Origin of the sequence: Streptomyces purpurascens (assembly GCF_045040895.1) — a bacterium.
Classification (GTDB): Bacteria; Actinomycetota; Actinomycetes; order Streptomycetales; family Streptomycetaceae; genus Streptomyces; species Streptomyces purpurascens.
Map to the genome: position 1 here is coordinate 4,060,784 of NZ_CP108341.1, position 18,491 is coordinate 4,079,274.

General features: G+C 71.0%; 17 protein-coding genes. 6 read left to right on the top strand and 11 right to left on the bottom strand.

Going from position 1 to position 18,491, the window contains the following annotated elements; all coding sequences use genetic code 11:
• Positions 1-27 precede the first annotated feature (27 nt).
• The 3 genes from OHU35_RS18380 to OHU35_RS18390 all read right to left on the bottom strand — a co-directional run bounded on the left by OHU35_RS18380 (position 28) and on the right by OHU35_RS18390 (position 3,867).
• Entirely contained in the window at positions 28-1,758 is a 1,731-nt protein-coding gene (locus OHU35_RS18380; protein WP_359893516.1) for a D-aminoacylase, read from the bottom strand.
• Between the two features lie 92 nt (positions 1,759-1,850).
• On the bottom strand, positions 1,851-2,969 hold the full coding sequence (locus OHU35_RS18385; protein WP_189727076.1) for an LLM class flavin-dependent oxidoreductase: 1,119 nt from the start codon (positions 2,967-2,969) through the stop codon (positions 1,851-1,853).
• Between the two features lie 115 nt (positions 2,970-3,084).
• Complete coding sequence (locus OHU35_RS18390; RefSeq protein WP_405509267.1) at positions 3,085-3,867, bottom strand: SDR family NAD(P)-dependent oxidoreductase; 783 nt, start codon at positions 3,865-3,867, stop codon at positions 3,085-3,087.
• A 231-nt stretch (positions 3,868-4,098) separates the two neighbouring features.
• On the opposite strand from OHU35_RS18390, the gene OHU35_RS18395 reads away from it, so the two are divergent.
• Positions 4,099-4,833 (top strand): hypothetical protein, encoded by a 735-nt coding sequence (locus tag OHU35_RS18395; RefSeq protein WP_189726953.1) that lies wholly within the window; start codon positions 4,099-4,101, stop codon positions 4,831-4,833.
• 93 nt (positions 4,834-4,926) lie between these two features.
• Positions 4,927-5,718 (top strand): hypothetical protein, encoded by a 792-nt coding sequence (locus OHU35_RS18400; RefSeq protein WP_189726954.1) that lies wholly within the window; start codon positions 4,927-4,929, stop codon positions 5,716-5,718.
• A gap of 137 nt (positions 5,719-5,855) precedes the next feature.
• Here the strand turns inward: OHU35_RS18400 and OHU35_RS18405 are convergent, their stop codons facing one another.
• From OHU35_RS18405 to OHU35_RS18435, 7 genes are all read right to left on the bottom strand, one after another.
• Positions 5,856-6,584 (bottom strand): response regulator transcription factor, encoded by a 729-nt coding sequence (locus OHU35_RS18405; protein ID WP_189726955.1) that lies wholly within the window; start codon positions 6,582-6,584, stop codon positions 5,856-5,858.
• A 152-nt stretch (positions 6,585-6,736) separates the two neighbouring features.
• Positions 6,737-7,639, bottom strand: coding sequence for an LLM class F420-dependent oxidoreductase (locus OHU35_RS18410; RefSeq protein WP_359893514.1), 903 nt, complete (start codon positions 7,637-7,639; stop codon positions 6,737-6,739).
• Between the two features lie 14 nt (positions 7,640-7,653).
• Positions 7,654-8,895 (bottom strand): amidohydrolase family protein, encoded by a 1,242-nt coding sequence (locus tag OHU35_RS18415; protein WP_189726956.1) that lies wholly within the window; start codon positions 8,893-8,895, stop codon positions 7,654-7,656.
• Between the two features lie 180 nt (positions 8,896-9,075).
• Complete coding sequence (locus OHU35_RS18420; RefSeq protein WP_189726957.1) at positions 9,076-9,261, bottom strand: hypothetical protein; 186 nt, start codon at positions 9,259-9,261, stop codon at positions 9,076-9,078.
• Positions 9,262-9,491: 230 nt separating this feature from the next.
• Positions 9,492-12,476 carry a BTAD domain-containing putative transcriptional regulator gene (locus OHU35_RS18425; RefSeq protein ID WP_405506037.1) on the bottom strand — a complete coding sequence of 995 codons (2,985 nt, stop codon included), beginning with the start codon at positions 12,474-12,476 and terminating at the stop codon, positions 9,492-9,494.
• A gap of 189 nt (positions 12,477-12,665) precedes the next feature.
• Entirely contained in the window at positions 12,666-13,061 is a 396-nt protein-coding gene (locus OHU35_RS18430; protein WP_359893511.1) for a hypothetical protein, read from the bottom strand.
• Positions 13,061-13,339, bottom strand: coding sequence for a hypothetical protein (locus tag OHU35_RS18435; protein WP_189726960.1), 279 nt, complete (start codon positions 13,337-13,339; stop codon positions 13,061-13,063). Before OHU35_RS18435 ends, OHU35_RS18430 begins: the two co-directional genes overlap by 1 nt.
• Before the next feature lie 152 nt (positions 13,340-13,491).
• On the opposite strand from OHU35_RS18435, the gene OHU35_RS18440 reads away from it, so the two are divergent.
• Entirely contained in the window at positions 13,492-14,418 is a 927-nt protein-coding gene (locus tag OHU35_RS18440) for an SMP-30/gluconolactonase/LRE family protein (protein WP_405506039.1), read from the top strand.
• Here the strand turns inward: OHU35_RS18440 and OHU35_RS18445 are convergent.
• A complete protein-coding gene (locus OHU35_RS18445) occupies positions 14,361-16,010 on the bottom strand; it encodes a FadD3 family acyl-CoA ligase (RefSeq protein ID WP_405506040.1) in 1,650 nt (549 codons plus the stop codon). The two genes, OHU35_RS18440 and OHU35_RS18445, sit on opposite strands and share 58 nt — an antisense overlap.
• Positions 16,011-16,124: 114 nt before the next feature.
• Between OHU35_RS18445 and OHU35_RS18450 the strand changes: the two genes are divergently transcribed.
• Genes OHU35_RS18450 through OHU35_RS18460 form a run of 3 tightly spaced genes read left to right on the top strand, consistent with a single transcriptional unit; the run spans position 16,125 to position 18,470 of the window.
• Positions 16,125-17,285 carry a lipid-transfer protein gene (locus OHU35_RS18450; RefSeq protein WP_189726963.1) on the top strand — a complete coding sequence of 387 codons (1,161 nt, stop codon included), beginning with the start codon at positions 16,125-16,127 and terminating at the stop codon, positions 17,283-17,285.
• 1 nt (position 17,286) lies between these two features.
• Positions 17,287-17,700, top strand: coding sequence for a Zn-ribbon domain-containing OB-fold protein (locus OHU35_RS18455; protein WP_189726964.1), 414 nt, complete (start codon positions 17,287-17,289; stop codon positions 17,698-17,700).
• Positions 17,697-18,470: an enoyl-CoA hydratase/isomerase family protein gene (locus OHU35_RS18460; RefSeq protein WP_189726965.1), complete on the top strand. Its 774-nt coding sequence runs from the start codon at positions 17,697-17,699 to the stop codon at positions 18,468-18,470. Before OHU35_RS18455 ends, OHU35_RS18460 begins: the two co-directional genes overlap by 4 nt.
• Positions 18,471-18,491: the final 21 nt, after the last annotated feature.

Sequence of the window (18,491 nt, forward strand, 5' to 3'; positions counted from 1 at the left end):
CGGCCTCCCGTGCCGTCACCCGCGTCGTCACCTGGTGCTCACCGTCTCCGTGTCCCGACCGGAGCGCAGCACGCGGCCGGGTACGGCACCGGTCACCACGTCGTCCCGGATCGCCTCGACGCCGTTGACCCACACGGCCCGTACGCCGAGCGCCCGGGAGTCCAGCCGCGGGCTGTCACCCGGCAGGTCGTGCACCAGGGTGGCCGGGCCCGCGTCGATCCGGTCCGGGTCGAACAGGACGAGGTCAGCGTGCCAGCCCTCCCGCACCCGCCCCCGCTCCCGCAGCCCGAAGAGCCTGGCCGGATCGTCGGTCAGCATCTTCACGGCCTGCTCCAGACCGACCAGCTTCCGGCCCCGCAGGCAGTCCCCGAGGAACCGGGTCGTGTACGGCGCCCCGCACATCCGGTCCAGATGGGCGCCCGCGTCGGACCCGCCGAGCAGCACGTCCTCGTGCTGCCAGGTCTCCGCCCGCAGCGCCCAGGACGCCGGGTCGTTGTCGGTCGGCATCGGCCACAGGACCGTACGCAGCCCGTCGGCGGCGCAGATCTCCACCAGGCACTCGAAGGGCTCCTGGCCGCGCTCCTCGGCGATGTCCCTCACCACGCGCCCGGTCAGCCCGGCGTTCGCGTCGCTGTAGGTGTCGCCGATGACGTACCGCCCGAAGTGGGAGAGCCGCCGGAAGACACCCGCCTCCTTCGACTGAGCGCGGCGCAGCAGCTCCGCCCGCACGGCCGGATCGCGCAGCTTCTCGATCCGCTCGGGCACGGGCAGCGCGAGCACCGGCCCCCACCCGGGGATCAGGTTCAGCGCGCAGAACGTACCCAGCGACATGTTCATCGGCGTGAGGATCGGCATGGTCAGCGCCACGACCCGGCCGCCCGCCTTACGGGCCTGCTCACTGGCGAGGAGCTGCCGGGGCACGCGCTCGGGGACGGCCGCGTCGACCGTCAGCACGTTCCAGTTCAGCGGCCGCCCCGCCACCGCGCTCATCTCCACGAACAGATCGATCTCGGCGTCGCTGAACTGATCCAGACAGCCCGCGACGATCGCCTCGATCTGCGTGCCCTCGTGCTCACCGACGGCCCGCGACAGCGCGAGCAGTTCGGCCGGCCCGGCATGCCGGGAGGCCACCGGCTGCCCGTCCCCGTCGGAGTGACTGGTCGACTGGGTGGTGGAGAACCCCCAGGCGCCGGCGTCCATGGCCGCACGCAGCAACCGCACCATGTCGGCGAGCTGCTCCGCACTCGGCTGCCCGCCCACCGCCTGTGGCCCCATCACATACCGCCGCAGCGCACAGTGCCCCACCATGAACCCGGCGTTGACCGCGATCCGCCCCTCCAGGGCATCCAGATACTCCCCGAAGGAACGCCAGCTCCACGGCGCCCCCTCCTCCAGCGCCACCAGCGCCATGCCCTCGACCTTCGACATCATGCGGCGCGTGTAGTCGGCGTCCTCGGGACGTTCCGGGTTCAACGGCGCGAGCGTGAACCCGCAGTTCCCACCCGCGACGGTGGTGACCCCGTGGTTGAGCGAGGGCGTGGCGTACGGGTCCCAGAAGAGCTGGGCGTCGTAGTGGGTATGGGGATCGACGAAGCCGGGCGCGAGGACGAGGCCGTGCGCGTCCTCACTGGTGCGCGCTTCCTGGGTGACCTCGCCGACGACGGCGATTCGCCCGTCCTTGATGCCCACGTCGGCGGTAATGGCGGCCGCACCGGTCCCGTCCACGACGGTCGCGCCCTTGATGACGTGATCGAGCATGAGCACTCAACTCCTCCGAGTCCGTTGTCTCTCTTGGGGGCGCGGGGAACTGCGCGACCAGCCCCCACGAACCCGCACCCGCCAACGAACGCTCAAACCCCCTGCCGGAACCGCGAAGTCCGATGCACAGGATCCGTATCGATCTTCGGAATCACGTACTCCCCGACCAACCGGATCGTCTGCAACGTCTCCTCCTTCGGCACCCCCACCGGCAACCCGAAACTCAACTGATCCGCCCCGGCCCGCTCCCACCGCTCACACTGCCGCAGCACCTCGTCCGGATCCCCGCAGATCAGCAACTCCTCCTCGATGAGCACCTCCACGAACTCCTCGGTGTACGCCGGCAGCGTCTCGGGCCACACCGGAAATCCCTCGGGCCGGGGAAACGTGTCGTGGTACCGGAACACCAGCGAGGGCAGATAGTGCAGCCCCCCGCTCGCCGCGATCCGCACCGCCTCCGCATGGGTCGGCGCACAGATCGCCGTGGTCGTCACCATCACGTTGTCGTTGACGAAGTCACCCACCGGCTCCGCGTCCACGATCGCCGTCTTGTACTGCTCCAGCACCCACTCCATGTCGGAGACCTTCTGCACGCTGAAGCCGAGCACGCCGAGCCCCTTCTTCGCGGCCATGGCGTACGACGGCGGCGACCCGGCCGCGTACCACATCGCCGGGTGGGACTTCCCGTACGGCTTCGGCAGGATCTTCCTCGGCGGCAGCGACCAATGCTTGCCCTGGAAGCCGGCGTACTCGTCCTGGAGCCACATCTTGGGGAACTCGGCGATGGTCTCTTCCCAGAGTTCCTTGGTGTGGTTCATGTCGGTGATCCCCGGCAGGAACCCGAGGATCTCGTGCGATCCGGCGCCCCGCCCGCTGCCGAACTCGAAGCGTCCCTCGCTGAGATGGTCGAGCATGGCGACCTTCTCGGCGACCTTCACCGGGTGGTTGACCGGGGCGAGCGGGTTGAAGATCCCCGAGCCGAGATGGATCCGCTCGGTGGCGTGCGCCAGGTAGCCGAGGAAGACGTCGTTGGCGGAGAGGTGCGAGTACTCCTCCAGGAAGTGGTGCTCGGAGGCCCAGGCGTACTTGAAGCCCGCCTTGTCCGCCTGGATGACGTACTCGGTCTCCTCCATCAGCGCCTTGTGTTCGGCGAGCGGGTCGGTCTCGGCCCGCTTGCCCACGTATCCCTGTACGAAGAGCCCGAATTCCACGGAGATCCACCGCCCCACGGTCACTTCTGACGAACCGTCAGATTCATGGCTCCGACTGTTCCACCGGCCCTCGGGAGCGTCAATAGCTGACGCTCCGTCAGCTGGTTGCGGTCGTTCAGATGACGCTGACGCCCGCCAGCCATCCCCCGTCGATCACGAACGGCTGCCCCGTGATGTACGACGAGTCCCGAGAGGTCAGGAACAGGGCGAGCCTGGCCACCTCCTCGGGCCGCCCGACCCGCCCCAGCGGCACGAGCTTGCGGTAGAGCCGGTCGAGGCCCTTCGCCGTCTCCTTCAGATCGGCGTCCGGGTCCAGCCGGGCCGGGTTGGACATCGCCGTGTCGATGGCGCCCGGGCAGACGGCGTTGACGCGTATGCCCCGCCCGGCCAGCTCCAGGGCGGCGACCCGGGTCAGCCCGACCACGGCGTGCTTGGTCGCCGCGTAGGAGCCCACCGCGGCCATCCCGGTCAGGCCGGTGTAGGAGGCGGTGTTGACGATCGTGCCCCCGTCGGTCATCTCCGGGGCGACCGCCCTGATGCCGAGGAAGCAGCCCACTTGGTTGACCTGGACGACCTGCATGAACTCGTCGAGGGGCGTGTCGAGGAGGGAGTTGAAGCGCAGGATGCCGGCGTTGTTGACGAGCCCGTCGACATGGCCGTAGGCGTCCTTGGCGGTGGCGACGGCGGCCTGCCAGTCGTCCTCCCGGCCCACGTCGAGATGGACGTACCGGGCGCCGATCTCCTTCGCGAGGGCCTCGCCCTGGTCGTCCAGGACGTCCGCGACGACGACCCGCGCCCCCTCGGCCCTGAACAGCCGGGCCTCCTGCTCGCCCTGGCCGCGCGCGGCGCCGGTGACGATGACGACCCGTCCGTCGAGCTTGCCCGTGGGCTCACCCATGAGAGATGTGGACACGTGGACACCCTTCCTGACGTCGTCATGCGGGTTCGGAGGATGCCCATGGTCGTATCTGACGATCCATCAGACAAGAGCCGGGGGATCGCGGGGTGTGTCGTGATGCACACGTCAAGCAACTGGCCGGTAGGGACATTTGACTCTGTCGGCTCTTTCGGCCCGAGCCAATAATCCCTTCTCGGTAAGGCAAAGAAGCCACCAAGGACGGAGTAGGACATGGGCAAGAGGGCCCTGAAGAGCAAGAAGGTCCGACTCATCGCCATCGGGTCCGCGCTCGCCACCGGTGCCGGGGTCCTGGCGCTGCTGCCGTCGGCGAACGCGGCCGAGGAGAAGACGCCGGAGCAGATCATGGGGATGTGCGAGAGGTCTGCGGTGATCGACGGTGTGAAGCGGTCGACCAGCGATTTTGGAGGCGGTCTGGGAGACGGATTCCAGGCCGACAACTGCGAGTTCGCCGAGACGAAGTTCGAGACCTTCGACGGCCCCAAGGAGAAGGCCTCGATCGACTTCCCGAACTGCGAGCCGAACGCCACCGACCCGGCAAAGGTCAGCATCACCTGGAAGGCCACCGTGGGCCAGGGCGAGGGCAAGTACACCGCGACACAACAGGGCGCCGGCGGAGGCCTCTTCGGCTTTCTGAGCGGATCCTGGCTCAAGCACAAGGGAACGACCGACCTGACGATCAGGTCGGTGACCGCCGGCGACACGGAGACGAGGGAAGTCCCGGTCGGCAAGGTCCTGCACATGGAGTTCACGCCGAAGATGCAGCGCATGACGGGCGAATGGCGCGTGCGGATCGACGCCGACCCGGGGAGCTTCGCCGTCAATCCCAGCCCCGAGCAGAACTTCGCGGCGCCCGAGGTCATCGAGGGACCCGCCGTCCTGGCCGGAGCCGCCGGCGCCCCCGGAATCGCGGACGGAGTGGCCAAGCCCGTCCTGACGGACTGCTGAGGGCTCCCGATCGCCCCTGTCGACGGGTTGCCGACAGCCCGGCCGCCCGTGGCAGACGAACCTCCCCCCCACTTCCCCCCAAGGAGACGCACGATGACACGCACCGGCCGCAAGGGACATCACCGCAGCAAGAAGAAGCGCATCGCCCTCATGCTGGCCCCGGTGGTGGCCGTCGCGGTTGCCGTTCCGCTGATGAACCAGGCGGGTGCCGCCACCCCCTCCGAGGTGTCCAAGGACTGCGCGGAGGACTCCGCGAAACTGGACAACTGTGAATTCGTCGATGTCCAGGTCAAGAGGAACAGCCTGGGCGCGAACAAGCGCGTTTCCACCGTGACGGACAACTGCGGATCCACGACCGCCGCCACGAAGGACTTCAGCGTGTCCGCCTCGGTGACGAGGTCCATCACCCTCGAGGACGGGTTCACGGCCGCCGCGGACTCGAAGCTGGGGAACTCGTTCTTCGAGATCGGCGCCAAGTTCAACACGACGGAATTCAGCATCAAGCGCGACGACACGGGAACCGGATTCGACTTCTCCAGGACCGACACCGTGAAGGCCGACCACCTCGGCTTCTTCATGTGGTCGGAGAAGCGCACCGATGTGAGCGGCTTCCTCAAGGCCACGTACAAAGAGGCGCAGGACGGCCAGAAGGTGTTCTTCTCCCCCAGCGAGGGCGGCACGAGCGTGCACGTCTTCTATCCGCAGCTCCTGAAGAACGGCACCCCTGACGGCCGCCTCTGGCTGCGCAATGTGAAGTGCGGAACTCCCGAGGCCGGCGGAATCCAGAACTCGTCGAACAGCCTCAGGGCGGAACCCGGCTTCGAAGAGGGCGGCCCGAACGTCGCGGACGTCGAGATCCCACTGTCGGAGATACCTGCGCCGTAGCGGAAACAGGAGCCGCCACCGGAGCGCCGACCGTAACGGCAGCACCGGCACCGGCACCGGCCCCGCGAACGGCAACAAGGCACAACCGCCCCCGCGCCGCACGCGGGGGCTTCATCGTCGGTGCCCGGAGCGCCGGGTCAGCGTGCGGTCGACCCCAACTGGTCGCCGGGCGTGGCCCCCAGCCACCGCAGCGCGGCGTCCGTGCCGCCACGGGCGTCGAGCTTGGCGTAGATGTTGCTGAGGTTGTTGCGGACGGTTTTCTCGGTCAGCCGTAATCTCAGGCCGATCTCCTGGGCGCCGAGACCGGTCGAGAGGAGTTCCATGATCTCCCGCTCCCGCGGCGAGAGCAGCGAGCGCAGCCGCTCCGCCTCCCCGCCGCCGGGCATCCGCTGGGCCGCGTCCCGCAGGGCGGCGCACGCGCTCGGCGAGAGGTAGGTGGAGCCGACCATGGCGGCCATGACCGCCGAGGACAGCATGTCGGTGCAGTACTCGCCCTCGACCAGATAGCCCGCTCCGCCCCGGAACACCTCGACCACCGTGTCGGGGTCCTGCCGGGGGCTGACGACGATCACCGGGACGCCCATGGCCCCCGTGGCCTTCAGGAGCCCCGCGTAGGCGGTCGACGGATCCTCGCAGCGCAGGACGACGACGTCCACCGCACCCTTCAACGGACGCTCGAGGAGCGCGTGGAAGGGCGGGGACACGGCCAGCGCCCGGCCCACGTACGGATCGTCGGGGTCCGGCCAGTCGTCGTGCGGCCAGTCGCCCTCCGCGCAGGCCAGGGCGACGGACAGCCTGCGGAACGGATCTGCTCGAACGGTGGTACTCGCGTCCTTGGAAGATCGGACGTGCCGGGGGGATCGCACTTCGCGTGTCCTTCCGCCGAAGCCATGACGCCCTTACGTACGTGGCCGGGGCGAGAGTTGTTCGAAGTTTCAAGGATGAATTGTCTGGCTGTCAGACAGGCCTCCGGGATGCCGCGCCCCCGCTTCAGGGGCACGGCACTCCCCCAGCGCTCTTACAGCAGCGGAGCCACCTCCGTCCCGAACGCGGCCATCTGATGGGTCAGTTCACTGCGGCTACGGCTCCGGAACCGCACCTGGATCTGGTGCACGCCCATCGCCCGGTAGGCCCGCAGCGACTCGGCGAGCTCCTGCGGACCGCCGGAGAGGGTCCTGCGTCCCACGTCCCAGCGGGGCGCGCCCACGTACAGCGGCTCGGTGATGGCGCCCACGGTGAACGGCCCCCGCACACCGGCCTGTTCACGCAGCTCCCGGATCCGTGCGATCTGCCCGGGCAGCCGGTCCCTCGGATCGCCCTGCGGCAGCCAGCCGTCGCCCTTGAGCGCGGCCCGTCGCAGGGCGGCGGGCGAGGAGCCGCCGACCCACAGGGGGACTCGGGCCTGCGCAGGGCGGGGCCGCTGGCCGAGTCCCTCGAAGTCGTACAGCTTGCCGTGGTGCTCGGGGAACTCGTCGGGTCCGAGGGCGGCGCGCAGGGCGTCGAGGCACTCGTCGAGCACGGCCCCGCGCTGGTGGAAGTCCACGCCCAGGGCCTCGAACTCCTCCTGGACGTGCCCGGCACCGACCCCGAGGACCAGCCGGCCTCCGCTGAGGTGGTCGAGCGTGGCGTACTGCTTGGCGGTGAGCAGCGGGTGCCGCAGCCCGACGATCGCGACATGGCTGAGCAGCCGGACGCGTTCGGTGGCGGCGGCGAGGAAGGAGAGCGTGGCGACAGGGTCGTACCAGATGGTGCTCATCGCGGCGGCCAGCCGGCGCGGGATGCCGACGTGGTCGCAGCTCGCGAGGTAGGCGAAGCCGGACCGGTCGGCGGCGCGGGCGATCTCCAGCAGGTCCTCGGGACCGGCCTCCGCCTCCCAGGGCTCGGCGTAGAGGGTGCTCTGGGACTGGACGGGAAGCTGCATCCCGTACCGCAGGCTCACCGCGCACCACCACCCGGCCACAGCCCCTCGTCCGTGAGCCCGAGCAGCTCGATGGCGTTGCCCCGCACGATGCGCTCCACGACCTCCGGCGCCAGGTGCCCCATCTGCGCCTCGCCGACCTCGCGGGACTTGGGCCAGGTGCTGTCGGAGTGCGGGTAGTCGGTCTCGTAGAGCACGTTCCCTACGCCGATGGAGTCGAGGTTCTTCAACCCGAAGGCGTCGTCGAAGAAGCAGCCGTAGACGTGCTCGGCGAAGAGTTCGGACGGCGGCCGGTGCACCTTGTCGGCGACACCGCCCCAGCCCCGGTTCTCCTCCCACACCACGTCCGCCCGCTCCAGGATGTAGGGGATCCAGCCGATCTGCCCCTCGGCGTACATGACCTTGAGGCCCGGGAACTGCTCGAACTTGCCGCTCATCAGCCAGTCGACCATCGAGAAGCAGCAGTTGGCGTAGGTGATGGTGGAGCCGACGGCGGGCGGGGCGTCGGCGGAGGTGGACGGCATACGGCTGGAGGAGCCGATGTGCATGGCGACGACCGTGCCGGTCTCCGCGCAGGCGGCGAGGAAGGGGTCCCAGCCGTCGGTGTGGATGGAGGGGAGCCCGAGGTAGGGCGGTATCTCGGAGAAGGCGACGGCGCGGGCCCCGCGCGCGGCGTTGCGCCGGACCTCGGCCGCCGCGAGCTCGGCGTCCCACAGGGGTATGAGGGGCAGGGGGATGAGCCGCCCGTGCGCCTCCGGGCCGCACCACTCCTCCAGCATCCAGTCGTTGTAGGCGCGGACGCAGAGCAGGCCCAGTTCGTGGTCCTCGGCCTCGGTGAAGGTCTGGCCGCAGAAGCGCGGGAAGGTCGGGAAGCACAGGGCGGACTGGACGTGATTGACGTCCATGTCGGCGAGCCGGGCCGGGACGTCGTAGGAACCGGGCCGCATCTGCTCGTACGTGATGACTTCGAGGCGTATCTCGTCCCTGTCGTACCCCACGGCGGTGTCGAGGCGGGTCAGAGGCCTGCGGAGGTCTTCATAGACCCACCAGTCACCGACCGGGCCGTCGTCGCCGGGCTGTCCCATCACGGGCCTGAAGCGCCCGCCGAGGAAGGTCATCTCCTTCACGGGCGCACGGACGATCCGGGGTCCGACGTCCCGGTACTTCTCCGGAAGCCGGTCCTGCCAGACGGTCGCGGGCTCCACGGTGTGGTCGTCCACGGAGATGATCAGCGGAAACGAGCTGTCGTGGGTGTCCATGGCGCTCACGGTAGCGCCGATCTGACGGATCGTCAGCTATGTGGGCGGGCGACGGCCCCGAGGCGAGAACCTGATCGGCGGGAGACGAGCCCGCAACAACCGATGAACGGTTCCGGACATGCATCGGCCGCGACGGCTCCCCCTCCGCGCCGCCGCGGCCGAACCCCGTGTGGGAGTGGCTTACTTCGTCGGCTTGAAGGGCTCCGACGTGGCGTGCAGGTCCTTCGTCTCGAGCGGCTCGTCGGTGGCGTGCAGATCCTGCTTCTTCACGGCGCCCTCGTCCGTGGCGTGCAGGTCCTCCGTCGACACCTCGCCGGCCTTCGCGTCGGTCGCGTGCAGGTCCTGCGGCTTGAGCTCGTCGCCCATGATCGTCAACTCTCCTTGGCGTGGGTCGAGTACTGAGGTCCGCGGGCCCGCCCGGTCACTCCCCCGAGGGTGACCGGGCGGGCCCGCCTGGGCCGTTCACCCTAGTTCTGAGGTGCGAGGCCCAGTGCAGTGACCCGTCTGCCCCCCGACGCGACGGATCGACTACGTCAAGCATGGCGTGGCGCGATAAACGAACGATGAACGCGGCCGGCCGGCCCCGGGACCTGTCGTCAGGCCGCCTGCACCGGGGACAGCAACGCGCGCACCTCGGCGGCCTCGGGCGAGCCCAGCTCCTCGTAGATCCCGGCCGCTTCCTGCCAGCAGACCTGGGCCCTGCCCGTCTGCCCGATGCCGCTGAGCGCGCGGCCGAGGACGGTGAGGACGTTGCCGCGCCGCCACTCCCCGCCGATGCCGCGGAGCACGGTGAGCGCCATCTCGGCGTTCGAGGCGGCCTGCGCGGGGCGCCGGGCGGCGAGATCCAGCTCGGCCAGCCGGAACAGGCTCATGCCCTCCCAGAGGCGCTGCCTGCTGTCCCGGAACACCCCCAGCGCTTCCTGGAGCCGGTCGGCCGCGTCGCCCAGCTCACCGCTCTGGGTGAGGGCGAGGCCGAGGGCGTAGCGGGCGTTGGCCCCGCGCAGGGAGTTGCCCATGCCGTCGTAGATGGCGATGCCCTCCTGGGCCAGCGCGACCGCGCTCTGGGTCCGCCCGGTCGCGAGATGGATCCGGGACAGGTTGCACAGCGCGGCGGCCTCGCCCGGACTGTTCCCCAGGGCCCGGAAGTGCTCGATGGCCCGGGACAGATGCTCCTCGCCGTCCTCATGGCGGTTCTGGTACAGCGCGATGATGCCGCGGGCGTTGCGGGCCCAGCAGACGGTGAACAGGTCGTCGGCCTCCTGCGCGAGGAGGATGGCCCGCTCCGCCTCCTGGTCGGCCCGTTCGAAACGGCCGCCCACGTGGTGGACGTTGACGAGCGTCGTCAGGGCCCGGCCCTCCGCCCGCCCGAGTTCCCGCTGCCGGGCCGCGCCCAGGAGCGCCTCGGCTGTCGTCTCGTACTCGCGGGAGTTGGCCCCGGACTCGGACAGATCGTGCGCCGCCCACAGCAGGTCGATCGCCCGGGGGAGCATGTCCGGCAGCCCCGCGGACTGCCGTACGCACGCGAGGAGGCAGATGGCCTCCGCGTACAGCCAGTCCTGCGCGGCGTGCCGGTTGCCGAAACGCAGCCCCGCGTACGAGGTGGGCTCCAGATGGTCCACCAGCCGGTCGCCCGGCCGCTCGATCGCGTACACCCCCGCCGCCGACGCCAGGTAGAAGTCCAGGAGGCGCGACAGCGCGGCCCCCCGCTCGCTCGGCGTCAGCTCGTCCCGCTCGGCGCACACACGCGCGTAGAGCCGCACCAGGTCGTGGAAGCGGTAGCGGCCGGGGGCCGCCGACTCCAGGAGCGAGGTGTCCACGAGGGACTCCAGCAGGTCCTCCGTGTTCTCGACCGGGAGGTCCAGAACCGCCGCCGCGGCCGGGAGGGACATGTCCGGGCCGTCGGCCAGGCCCAGCAGGCGGAAGGCGCGGGCCTGGGCGGGCTCCAGCTGGCCGTAGCCCAGCTCGAAGGTGGCCTTCACGGCCAGGTCGCCCGCCTGGAGTTCGTCCAGGCGGCGGCGTTCGTCGGCGAGCTTCGCCGCGAGCACCGACACCGTCCAGGTGCGGCGGGCCGCCAGCCGGGACGCCGCGATGCGGATCGCCAGCGGCAGGAAACCGCAGGCCGCCACCACGTCCAGGGCGGCCTTCCGCTCGGACGCCACCCGCTCCTCGCCCACGATCTTCGTGAACAGCGCCAGCGCCTCGTCCGGGGACATCACGTCCAGGTCGACCAGGTGGGCACCCGCCAGGTCCACCATCCGCACCCGGGAGGTGACCAGCGCGGCGCAGCCGTCCGTGCCGGGCAGCAGGGGGCGTATCTGGGCGGCGTCACGGGCGTTGTCCAGCAGCACCAGGACGCGGCGGCCCGCCAGGACCGAGCGGTACAGCGCCGCGCGCTCCTCCAGGGAGTCGGGGATCGCCGAGTCGGCCGTGCCGAGCGCGCGCAGAAACGAGCCGAGGACCGTCTCCGGCTCCGCCGACCGGGCGCCCGCGCCCTGGAGGTCGACGTACAGCTGCCCGTCCGGGAACGCCGAGCGCGCCTGGTGGGCCACGTGCACGGCGAGGGTCGTCTTGCCCACACCGCCGATCCCGGCCAGGGCCGAGACCGCCATGACGCGGCCCTCGGCGGCGGTCATGATGTCGCCGAGCTCGCGTACGAACCCGGAGCGGCCGGTGAAGTCCGGCACCGTCGCCGGCAGCTGGGCCGGGCGCACCGGCACGGAGGCGGGCTCGGCGGCCGGGGAGGAGGGCTCGGCGAGGCCCGGGTCCGCCTGGAGGATGCGCTGCTGCAGCTCGCTCAGGCCGGGGCGCGGGTCCACGCCCAGTTCGTCGGCGAGCAGGCGCCGCGTGTCGGCGTACACCGCGAGGGCCTCCGCCTGACGGCCGCTGCGGTACAGCGCCAGCATCAGCAGCTCGCGGAGCCGCTCGCGCAGCGGATGGTCGGCGGTGAGCGCCGTGAGCTCCGAGACGGCCTCCGCGTGGCAGCCCTGCTCCAGGTCCATGTCCAGGCGGGACTCGACGAGCTGGAGCCGCCATTCCTCCAGGCGGACGCGCTGCGCCTCGGCGTACGGGCCCGGTACGCCCGCCAGGGTCTCCCCGTCCCACAGGGCGAGGGAGCGCCGCAGGGTGTCGCGGGCGTGGCAGAGGTCGCCCGCCGACCGGGCCTTCTCCGCCTCGGTCGCGAGGTCCTGGGCCACGGCCAGGTCGAGGGCGCCCTCGGCGAGGCCGCGTACCGCGTAGCCGCCGGACTCGCTGACCAGGACGCCCGGGTCCAGCACCTTGCGCAGGCGCGAGGCGTACGTCCGCAGCGCCGCCAGGGCCTGCGAGGGCGGTTCCTCGCCCCACAGGGCGTCGATCAGTTCCGCCGCCGTGGCCGTACGGCCCTCGCGCAGCAGCAGGGCGGCGAGCAGGGCGCGTTGCTGGGGGGAGCCGGTGGTGATCGGCTCGTCGCCGCGCGAGGCGCGCACCGGTCCGAGCACGCTGAAGCGCAGCGTCGTCGAAACCCCCGGTTCTGCCGACTTCGTTGAGGAGTCGGGACGCCGCTGCTCCGGTACGCGCGGCACACCGTCCGGTACACCGTCCATGCAGTCCCCCTAGACATCCTGAGCAACCACGCCAGTTTGCCTTGTGCGCGGCGGATACGTCAGCCGTGGGGGACACCGATCACAGGCCGACGCACGGGAGTCCACAAGGTCCGCACACTCTCTCCGCAAGCGGCAGCGACGCCACTCGCTGCCGGGGCTTCGATGACCTCCCGAACCCTCGAGGTTGCCTTACAACGCGACGACTCGCACGCTCGCCCCGCACAGCTTTCCCATGTCGTCCTCATCGGACGTGAAGAGCACCACGCCCCCGGGCTGCCGCCCTGCGATCACCGCCAGGGCCGCGTCGATCGCGTACTTGTGGCCGTGCAGCCCCGTGTCCTGGAGCAGCGTGACAGCGGCGTCGGCGACGTCCCGCGTCACGGGTTCCACGACGACACGCGACATGGCCCACGCCCAGGCTGCACGCTGCACGCGGCCGTGGTAGGCCTCGATCAGCGTCATGGAGCTGGTCACGACACGGATGCCGGAGCGGTGGGCGTCCTTGAGTCGCGCGAGCATCGCCCGATCACCCAGTACGGCTCGTGACAACGCCTCGCAGTCCAGCACGTAACAGGACGGCAGCATCAGCTCGCCTTCCGGTGCTGCTGCCCGGCCGGAGCACCCTGCTCCGTGAAGTGGCGCTCGAACTCCCTGCGCTCAGCCTCTGCCGACGCCAGCTCGTCGTCGGTGACGGAGCCGTGTTCCTCCTCCAGCCGGGCCACCAGCTCACCGAGGCGGTCCCGCTCACGCTGACGCTCTATGGCCCGCGTGACATAGGCACTGAAGCCGCCGGATCCGACATCCTGCCGGATCTCCTCGGCGAGCTCCTCGGGCAGCGTGACGGTGTACTTCTTCGTTGCCATACCAATTACCATACCGCTCCGAGGCGTCTCCGTCCTGGCGGAGGCCCGTGCGGCCCCGGCCATCGGGTGTCAGTCCGGACATGGACTGCGGCAGCGCGCGATAGTGGGTCCGGCAGATCAGCACCAGTCGGATCGATCGTGGAGGCGGCCGCATGCCCGGCGAGCAACCCCAGTTGTACGAGACCCTCGACGAGCGGTTCCGGACGGGTCGGTGTCAGGCCGGGGACTCGCGGCTGGAGGCGTTGTACGAGGGGTGCCGGTGGGCCGAGGGGCCCGTGTACGTGCCCGCCGGGCGGTATCTCCTGTGGAGCGACATTCCCAACGACCGGCTGCTGCGGTGGGACGAGACCACCGGGGCCGTCGGCGTCTTCCGCTCCCCCGCCGGGTACCCCAACGGCAACACCCTCGACGGCCAGGGCCGGCTCATCACCTGCGAGCAGGGCAATCGGCGGGTGACCCGGACCGAGCACGACGGGTCGGTCACCGTGATCGCGGAGCGGTTCCGGGGGAAGCGGCTCAACAGCCCGAACGACGCCGTCGTGAAGTCCGACGGGTCGGTGTGGTTCTCCGACCCCGAGTTCGGGATCGCCACCGACTACGAGGGCCATCGGGGCGAGAGCGAGATCGGCGCCCGGAACGTCTACCGCGTCGACCCCGGCAGCGGTGAGGTGCGGCTGGTGGCCGACGGCTTCCAGGGCCCCAACGGGCTCGTGTTCGACCCCGACGAGCAGCGGCTGTACGTGTCGGACAGCCTCGCCAACCACATCCGTGCCTTCGACGTCCAGGACGACGGCACCCTGAGCGGCGGCGGGGTCTTCGCCGAGGGCGCGAACGGCAGCTTCGACAACATCCGGTTCGACGACGAGGGGCGGCTCTGGGCCGCCGCCATGCACGGGGGCGTGCACTGCTACGACCCCGACGGCACCCTCCTCGGCCGCGTCCTGGTCCCCGGCACCGTCGCCAACATCCGGTTCGGCGGCGCCCGGCGGAACCGGATGTTCATCGCCGCCGACACCACCCTCTACTCCCTCGTCATGTCCGTGACCGGGACACCGCCCCTGCCACCGGCCAGGCCCTGAGCCCGCAGCGCCCCCTTCAGGACCTTCCCGCTCGCGTTCCGCGGCAGTTCCGCCACGAACTCCACCGCCCGCGGGACCTTGTAGTTCGCCATCTCCCGGCGTGACCAGGCCATCAGGTCGTCGCCCGTGACCAACGCGCCCGGCCGTCGCACGACATACGCCCTGCCGACCTCCCCGAGCCGGGCGTCCGGGACGCCGATCACCGCCACGTCCGCCACGTCCGGGTGGAGGCCGAGGAGCTGCTCTATCTCGGCGGGGTAGGCGTTGAAGCCACCGACGATGAACATGTCCTTGAGGCGGTCGGTGATGCGCAGGTTGCCCTCGGGGTCCAGGACGCCGACGTCGCCCGTGCGCAGCCAGCCGTCCTCCGAGAGCACCTCGGCGGTGGCCGGCCCGTCCTCGTAGTAGCCGGTCATGACGTTGAAGCCGCGGACCAGGACCTCGCCCGGCGCACCGGGGCCCAGCAACCCGCCCTCGGGGTCCACGACCCGTACCTCCGTGCCGGGGATGGCCCGGCCCGACGTCGAGGCGATCACCGTCGGGTCGTCGCCGCGCCGGCACATCGTGACGACACCACTCGCCTCGGAGAGGCCGTACGCGGTCAGGACCGTGCCGATGCCGAGTTCGGCGCGCAGGCGCTCGACGAGCCGCAGCGGCACCACCGCCGCTCCCGTCACCACCAGGCGCAGGGCCGACAGGTCGTGCGCGTCGCGTGCCGGGTGGTCCAGGAGGGACTGGAGGAGCGTCGGCGGGCCCGGCAACACCGACACCCGTTCCGCGGCGATGTTGGCCAGGACCGTGTTCACGCCGAACACCGGCTGGGGGATCATCGTCGCGCCCCGCATCAGGCAGGCGATCACCCCGGCCTTGTAGCCGAAGGTGTGGAAGAAGGGGTTGACGATGAGGTACCGGTCGCCTTCGGCCAGGCCCGCCAGCTCGCCCCAGATGTCGTACGCCCGCAGCGTCTGGGCGTGGGTGATGACCGCGCCCTTGGGGCGGCCGGTCGTGCCCGAGGTGAAGATGATGTCCGAGGGACTGGCTCCGGCGACCGCGTCCGCCCTCGCGCGCACGTCCGCCGACCCCACCCCCTCCCCGCTCGCCAGGAAGTCCTTCCAGGTGAGGAAGTCGGCGGGAGCGTCCTCGGAGAACACGACCACGCGTTCCAGGTCCGGCAGGCCGGGCAGCGGGCCGGCGCCCGGGCCCTCCCCCGCCGCTCGCCGCAGCGACGCCACGTACGAGGTGCCGAGGAACGTGCCCGTCACGAACAGCAGCCGCGCCCCGCCGCGCCGCAGGACGTCCGCCGCCTCCGCGCCCTTGAACCGGGTGTTGAGCGGGACCAGCACGCCGCCCGCCGACACCGCGCCCAGGGCCGCGACGATCCAGTCGAGGGTGTTGGGCGCCCAGATGCCGACCCGGTCGCCCGGCTCGACCCCGTTCGCCAGGCAGGCCGCCGCCGCGCGCTCCACGCGTGCGCCCAGTTCCGCGTAGGTGATCCGGGTGCGGCCCTCGACGACCGCCTCGACGTCCGCGTACCGCTCGGCCGCCGACCGGACCAGGTCCGGAACGCTCTCCCATGCCGTATCCGCTCGCACAGCACGCCTCCAGCAGTTGCCCGAGTAGCAGCCCGCACCGTAGCTGACTGTCCGTCAGATTAGCTGTAATCTGACGACCTGTCAGCGACGGCTCGGACCGGAGGTGCGCGCGGAATGGCAGCAGGATCGGGGAGCCTCAAGGACGCCACGGCCATCGTCGGCATCGGCCAGACCCCCTTCGCCAAGCAACTCCCCGAGGACGAACGCACCCTGGCCTGCCGGGCCGTGCTGGCCGCCCTCGACGACGCCGGGATCGCGCCCGGCGAGGTCGACGCCCTCGCCTCCTACACCATGGAGGAGACGGACGAGGTCGAGCTGGCCAAGGCCTGCGGCTTCGGGGACCTCACCTTCTTCAGCAAGGTCGGCTTCGGAGGCGGCGGTTCGTGCGCCACCGTCGCCCATCTCGCCACCGCCGTCGCGGCCGGGCAGGCGAACGTCGGGGTCGCCTGGCGGTCGCGCAAGCGGGGCAGCGGACCCCGGCCGTGGACCAACACCGCCGTCCAGCTCCCGACCCCGGCCCAGTGGACCCGGCCGTACGGGCTGCTCAGGCCCGTCGACGAGATCGCCATGCTCGCCCGGCGCTATCTGCACGAGTACGGGGCCACCCGCGACCACCTGTTCAACGTCGCCCTGGCCTGCCGCAACCGCGCCAACCAGAACCCCGACGCGATCATGTACGACCGGCCCCTCACCCGCGAGATGTACATGACGTCCCGCTGGGTCAGCGAGCCGCTCTGCCTCTTCGACAACTGCCTGGAGACCGACGGGGCGTTGGCCTGTGTCGTCGTCTCCGCCGAGCGGGCCCGGGACTGCCGACGCAAGCCCGTCTACGTCCACTCCGCCGCCCAGTCGCTGCCCGCCCAGCACCACGGCATGGTCAACTACTGGAACGACGACCCCCTCACCGGCCCCGCCTGGAGCGCCGCCCGGCATCTGTGGAAGCACTCCGACCTGGCCCCCGAGGACGTGGACGTCGCCCAGATCTACGACGCCTTCACGCCCCTGGTCCTCCTCTCCCTGGAGGGCTACGGCTTCTGCGGGCGCGGCGAGGGCGGGGCGTTCACCGAGGGCGGGGCGCTGGAGACCGGCGGGCTGCTGCCCGTGAACACCGGCGGGGGCGGCCTGTCCGAGGCCTATGTGCACGGCTTCAACCTCATCAACGAAGGGGTGAAGCAGCTGCGCGGGACCAGTACCGCGCAGGTGCCGGACGCCTCCGTCTGTCTGGTCACGGCGGGTGAAGGGGTGCCGACCTCCGCCCTTCTGCTGAGGAGTTGAGATGCTGCGTCCCGTCACCGACCCCGACGGCGCCCCCTTCTGGGGGTACGCCGCCCGGGGCGAGCTCCGCGTCCAGGCCTGCGCCCGATGCGGCGAGCTCCGCTTCCCGCCCCGGCCCTGCTGCCCGCACTGCCAGTCCTTCGAGTCCGAGTGGCGCCTCGTCTCGGGTGGCGGCCATGTCTGGTCGTACGTCGTTCCGCATCCGCCGCTGCTGCCCGGCTACGCGGAGCTGGCGCCGTACAACGTGGTCGTCGTCGAGCTGGACGAGGCGCCCCGCGTCCGGCTCGTCGGCAACCTCGTCGCCGGGCCCGGTGAGCCGATCGACTCGCTGCCGGTGGAGGGCATCCGCATCGGCGCCCGCGTGCGGGTCGTCTTCGACGACGGCCTGCCGCGGTGGGTCCTGGAGCGGCCATGAGCAGCGTGCTCGTCAGCGCCGACAAGGACAGCGGGGTCGCCGTCGTCACCCTGAACCGGCCCGGCCGGCTCAACGCGATCGACCTGGAGATGGCCGGGCGACTCGCCGACGTCTGGCGGGAGTTGCGGTTCGACGACACCGTACGGGCCGTCGTGCTCACAGGGGCCGGGGAGCGCGCCTTCTGCACCGGCATCGACCGGGACGCCGTCGTGCCGCAGCCGAACTCACCGTTCGCGCAGGACGATCCGCTGCTCGGCATCGGGCCGAAGGCGAACGACCTGTGGAAGCCGGTCGTCGCCGCCGTGCGCGGGATGGCCTGCGGGGGTGCCTTCTACCTGCTCGGCGAGGCGGAGTTCATCGTCGCCGACACCACCGCCGCCTTCTTCGACCCGCACACCACCTACGGCATGGTCAGCGCCTACGAGTCCGTCCTCATGGCGCAGCGCGTGCCGTACGGGGAGGTCGCGCGGATGGCCCTGATGGGCACGGCCGAGCGGATCTCGGCGCGGCGGGCGTACGAGGTCGGGCTGGTGTCGGAACTCGCGCCGGAGGGCGGGGCGCTGGAGGCGGCGACCGCGTGTGCATCCGTCATCGCCGGGCATCCGACGGAGGCCGTGCAGGGGACCGTGCGGGCGCTGTGGGCCGCGAGCGAGGCGGGGCGGGCTCAGGGCGTCGCGCAGGCGCCGCATCTCATCGCGCTCGGGAACGCGGCGGGTGAGCGGCAGGCCCGGCTGTTCGCGGAGCGGGGGCGTGCGTACCGGTTGCGGTAGTAAAAGTCGTTTACTCATACA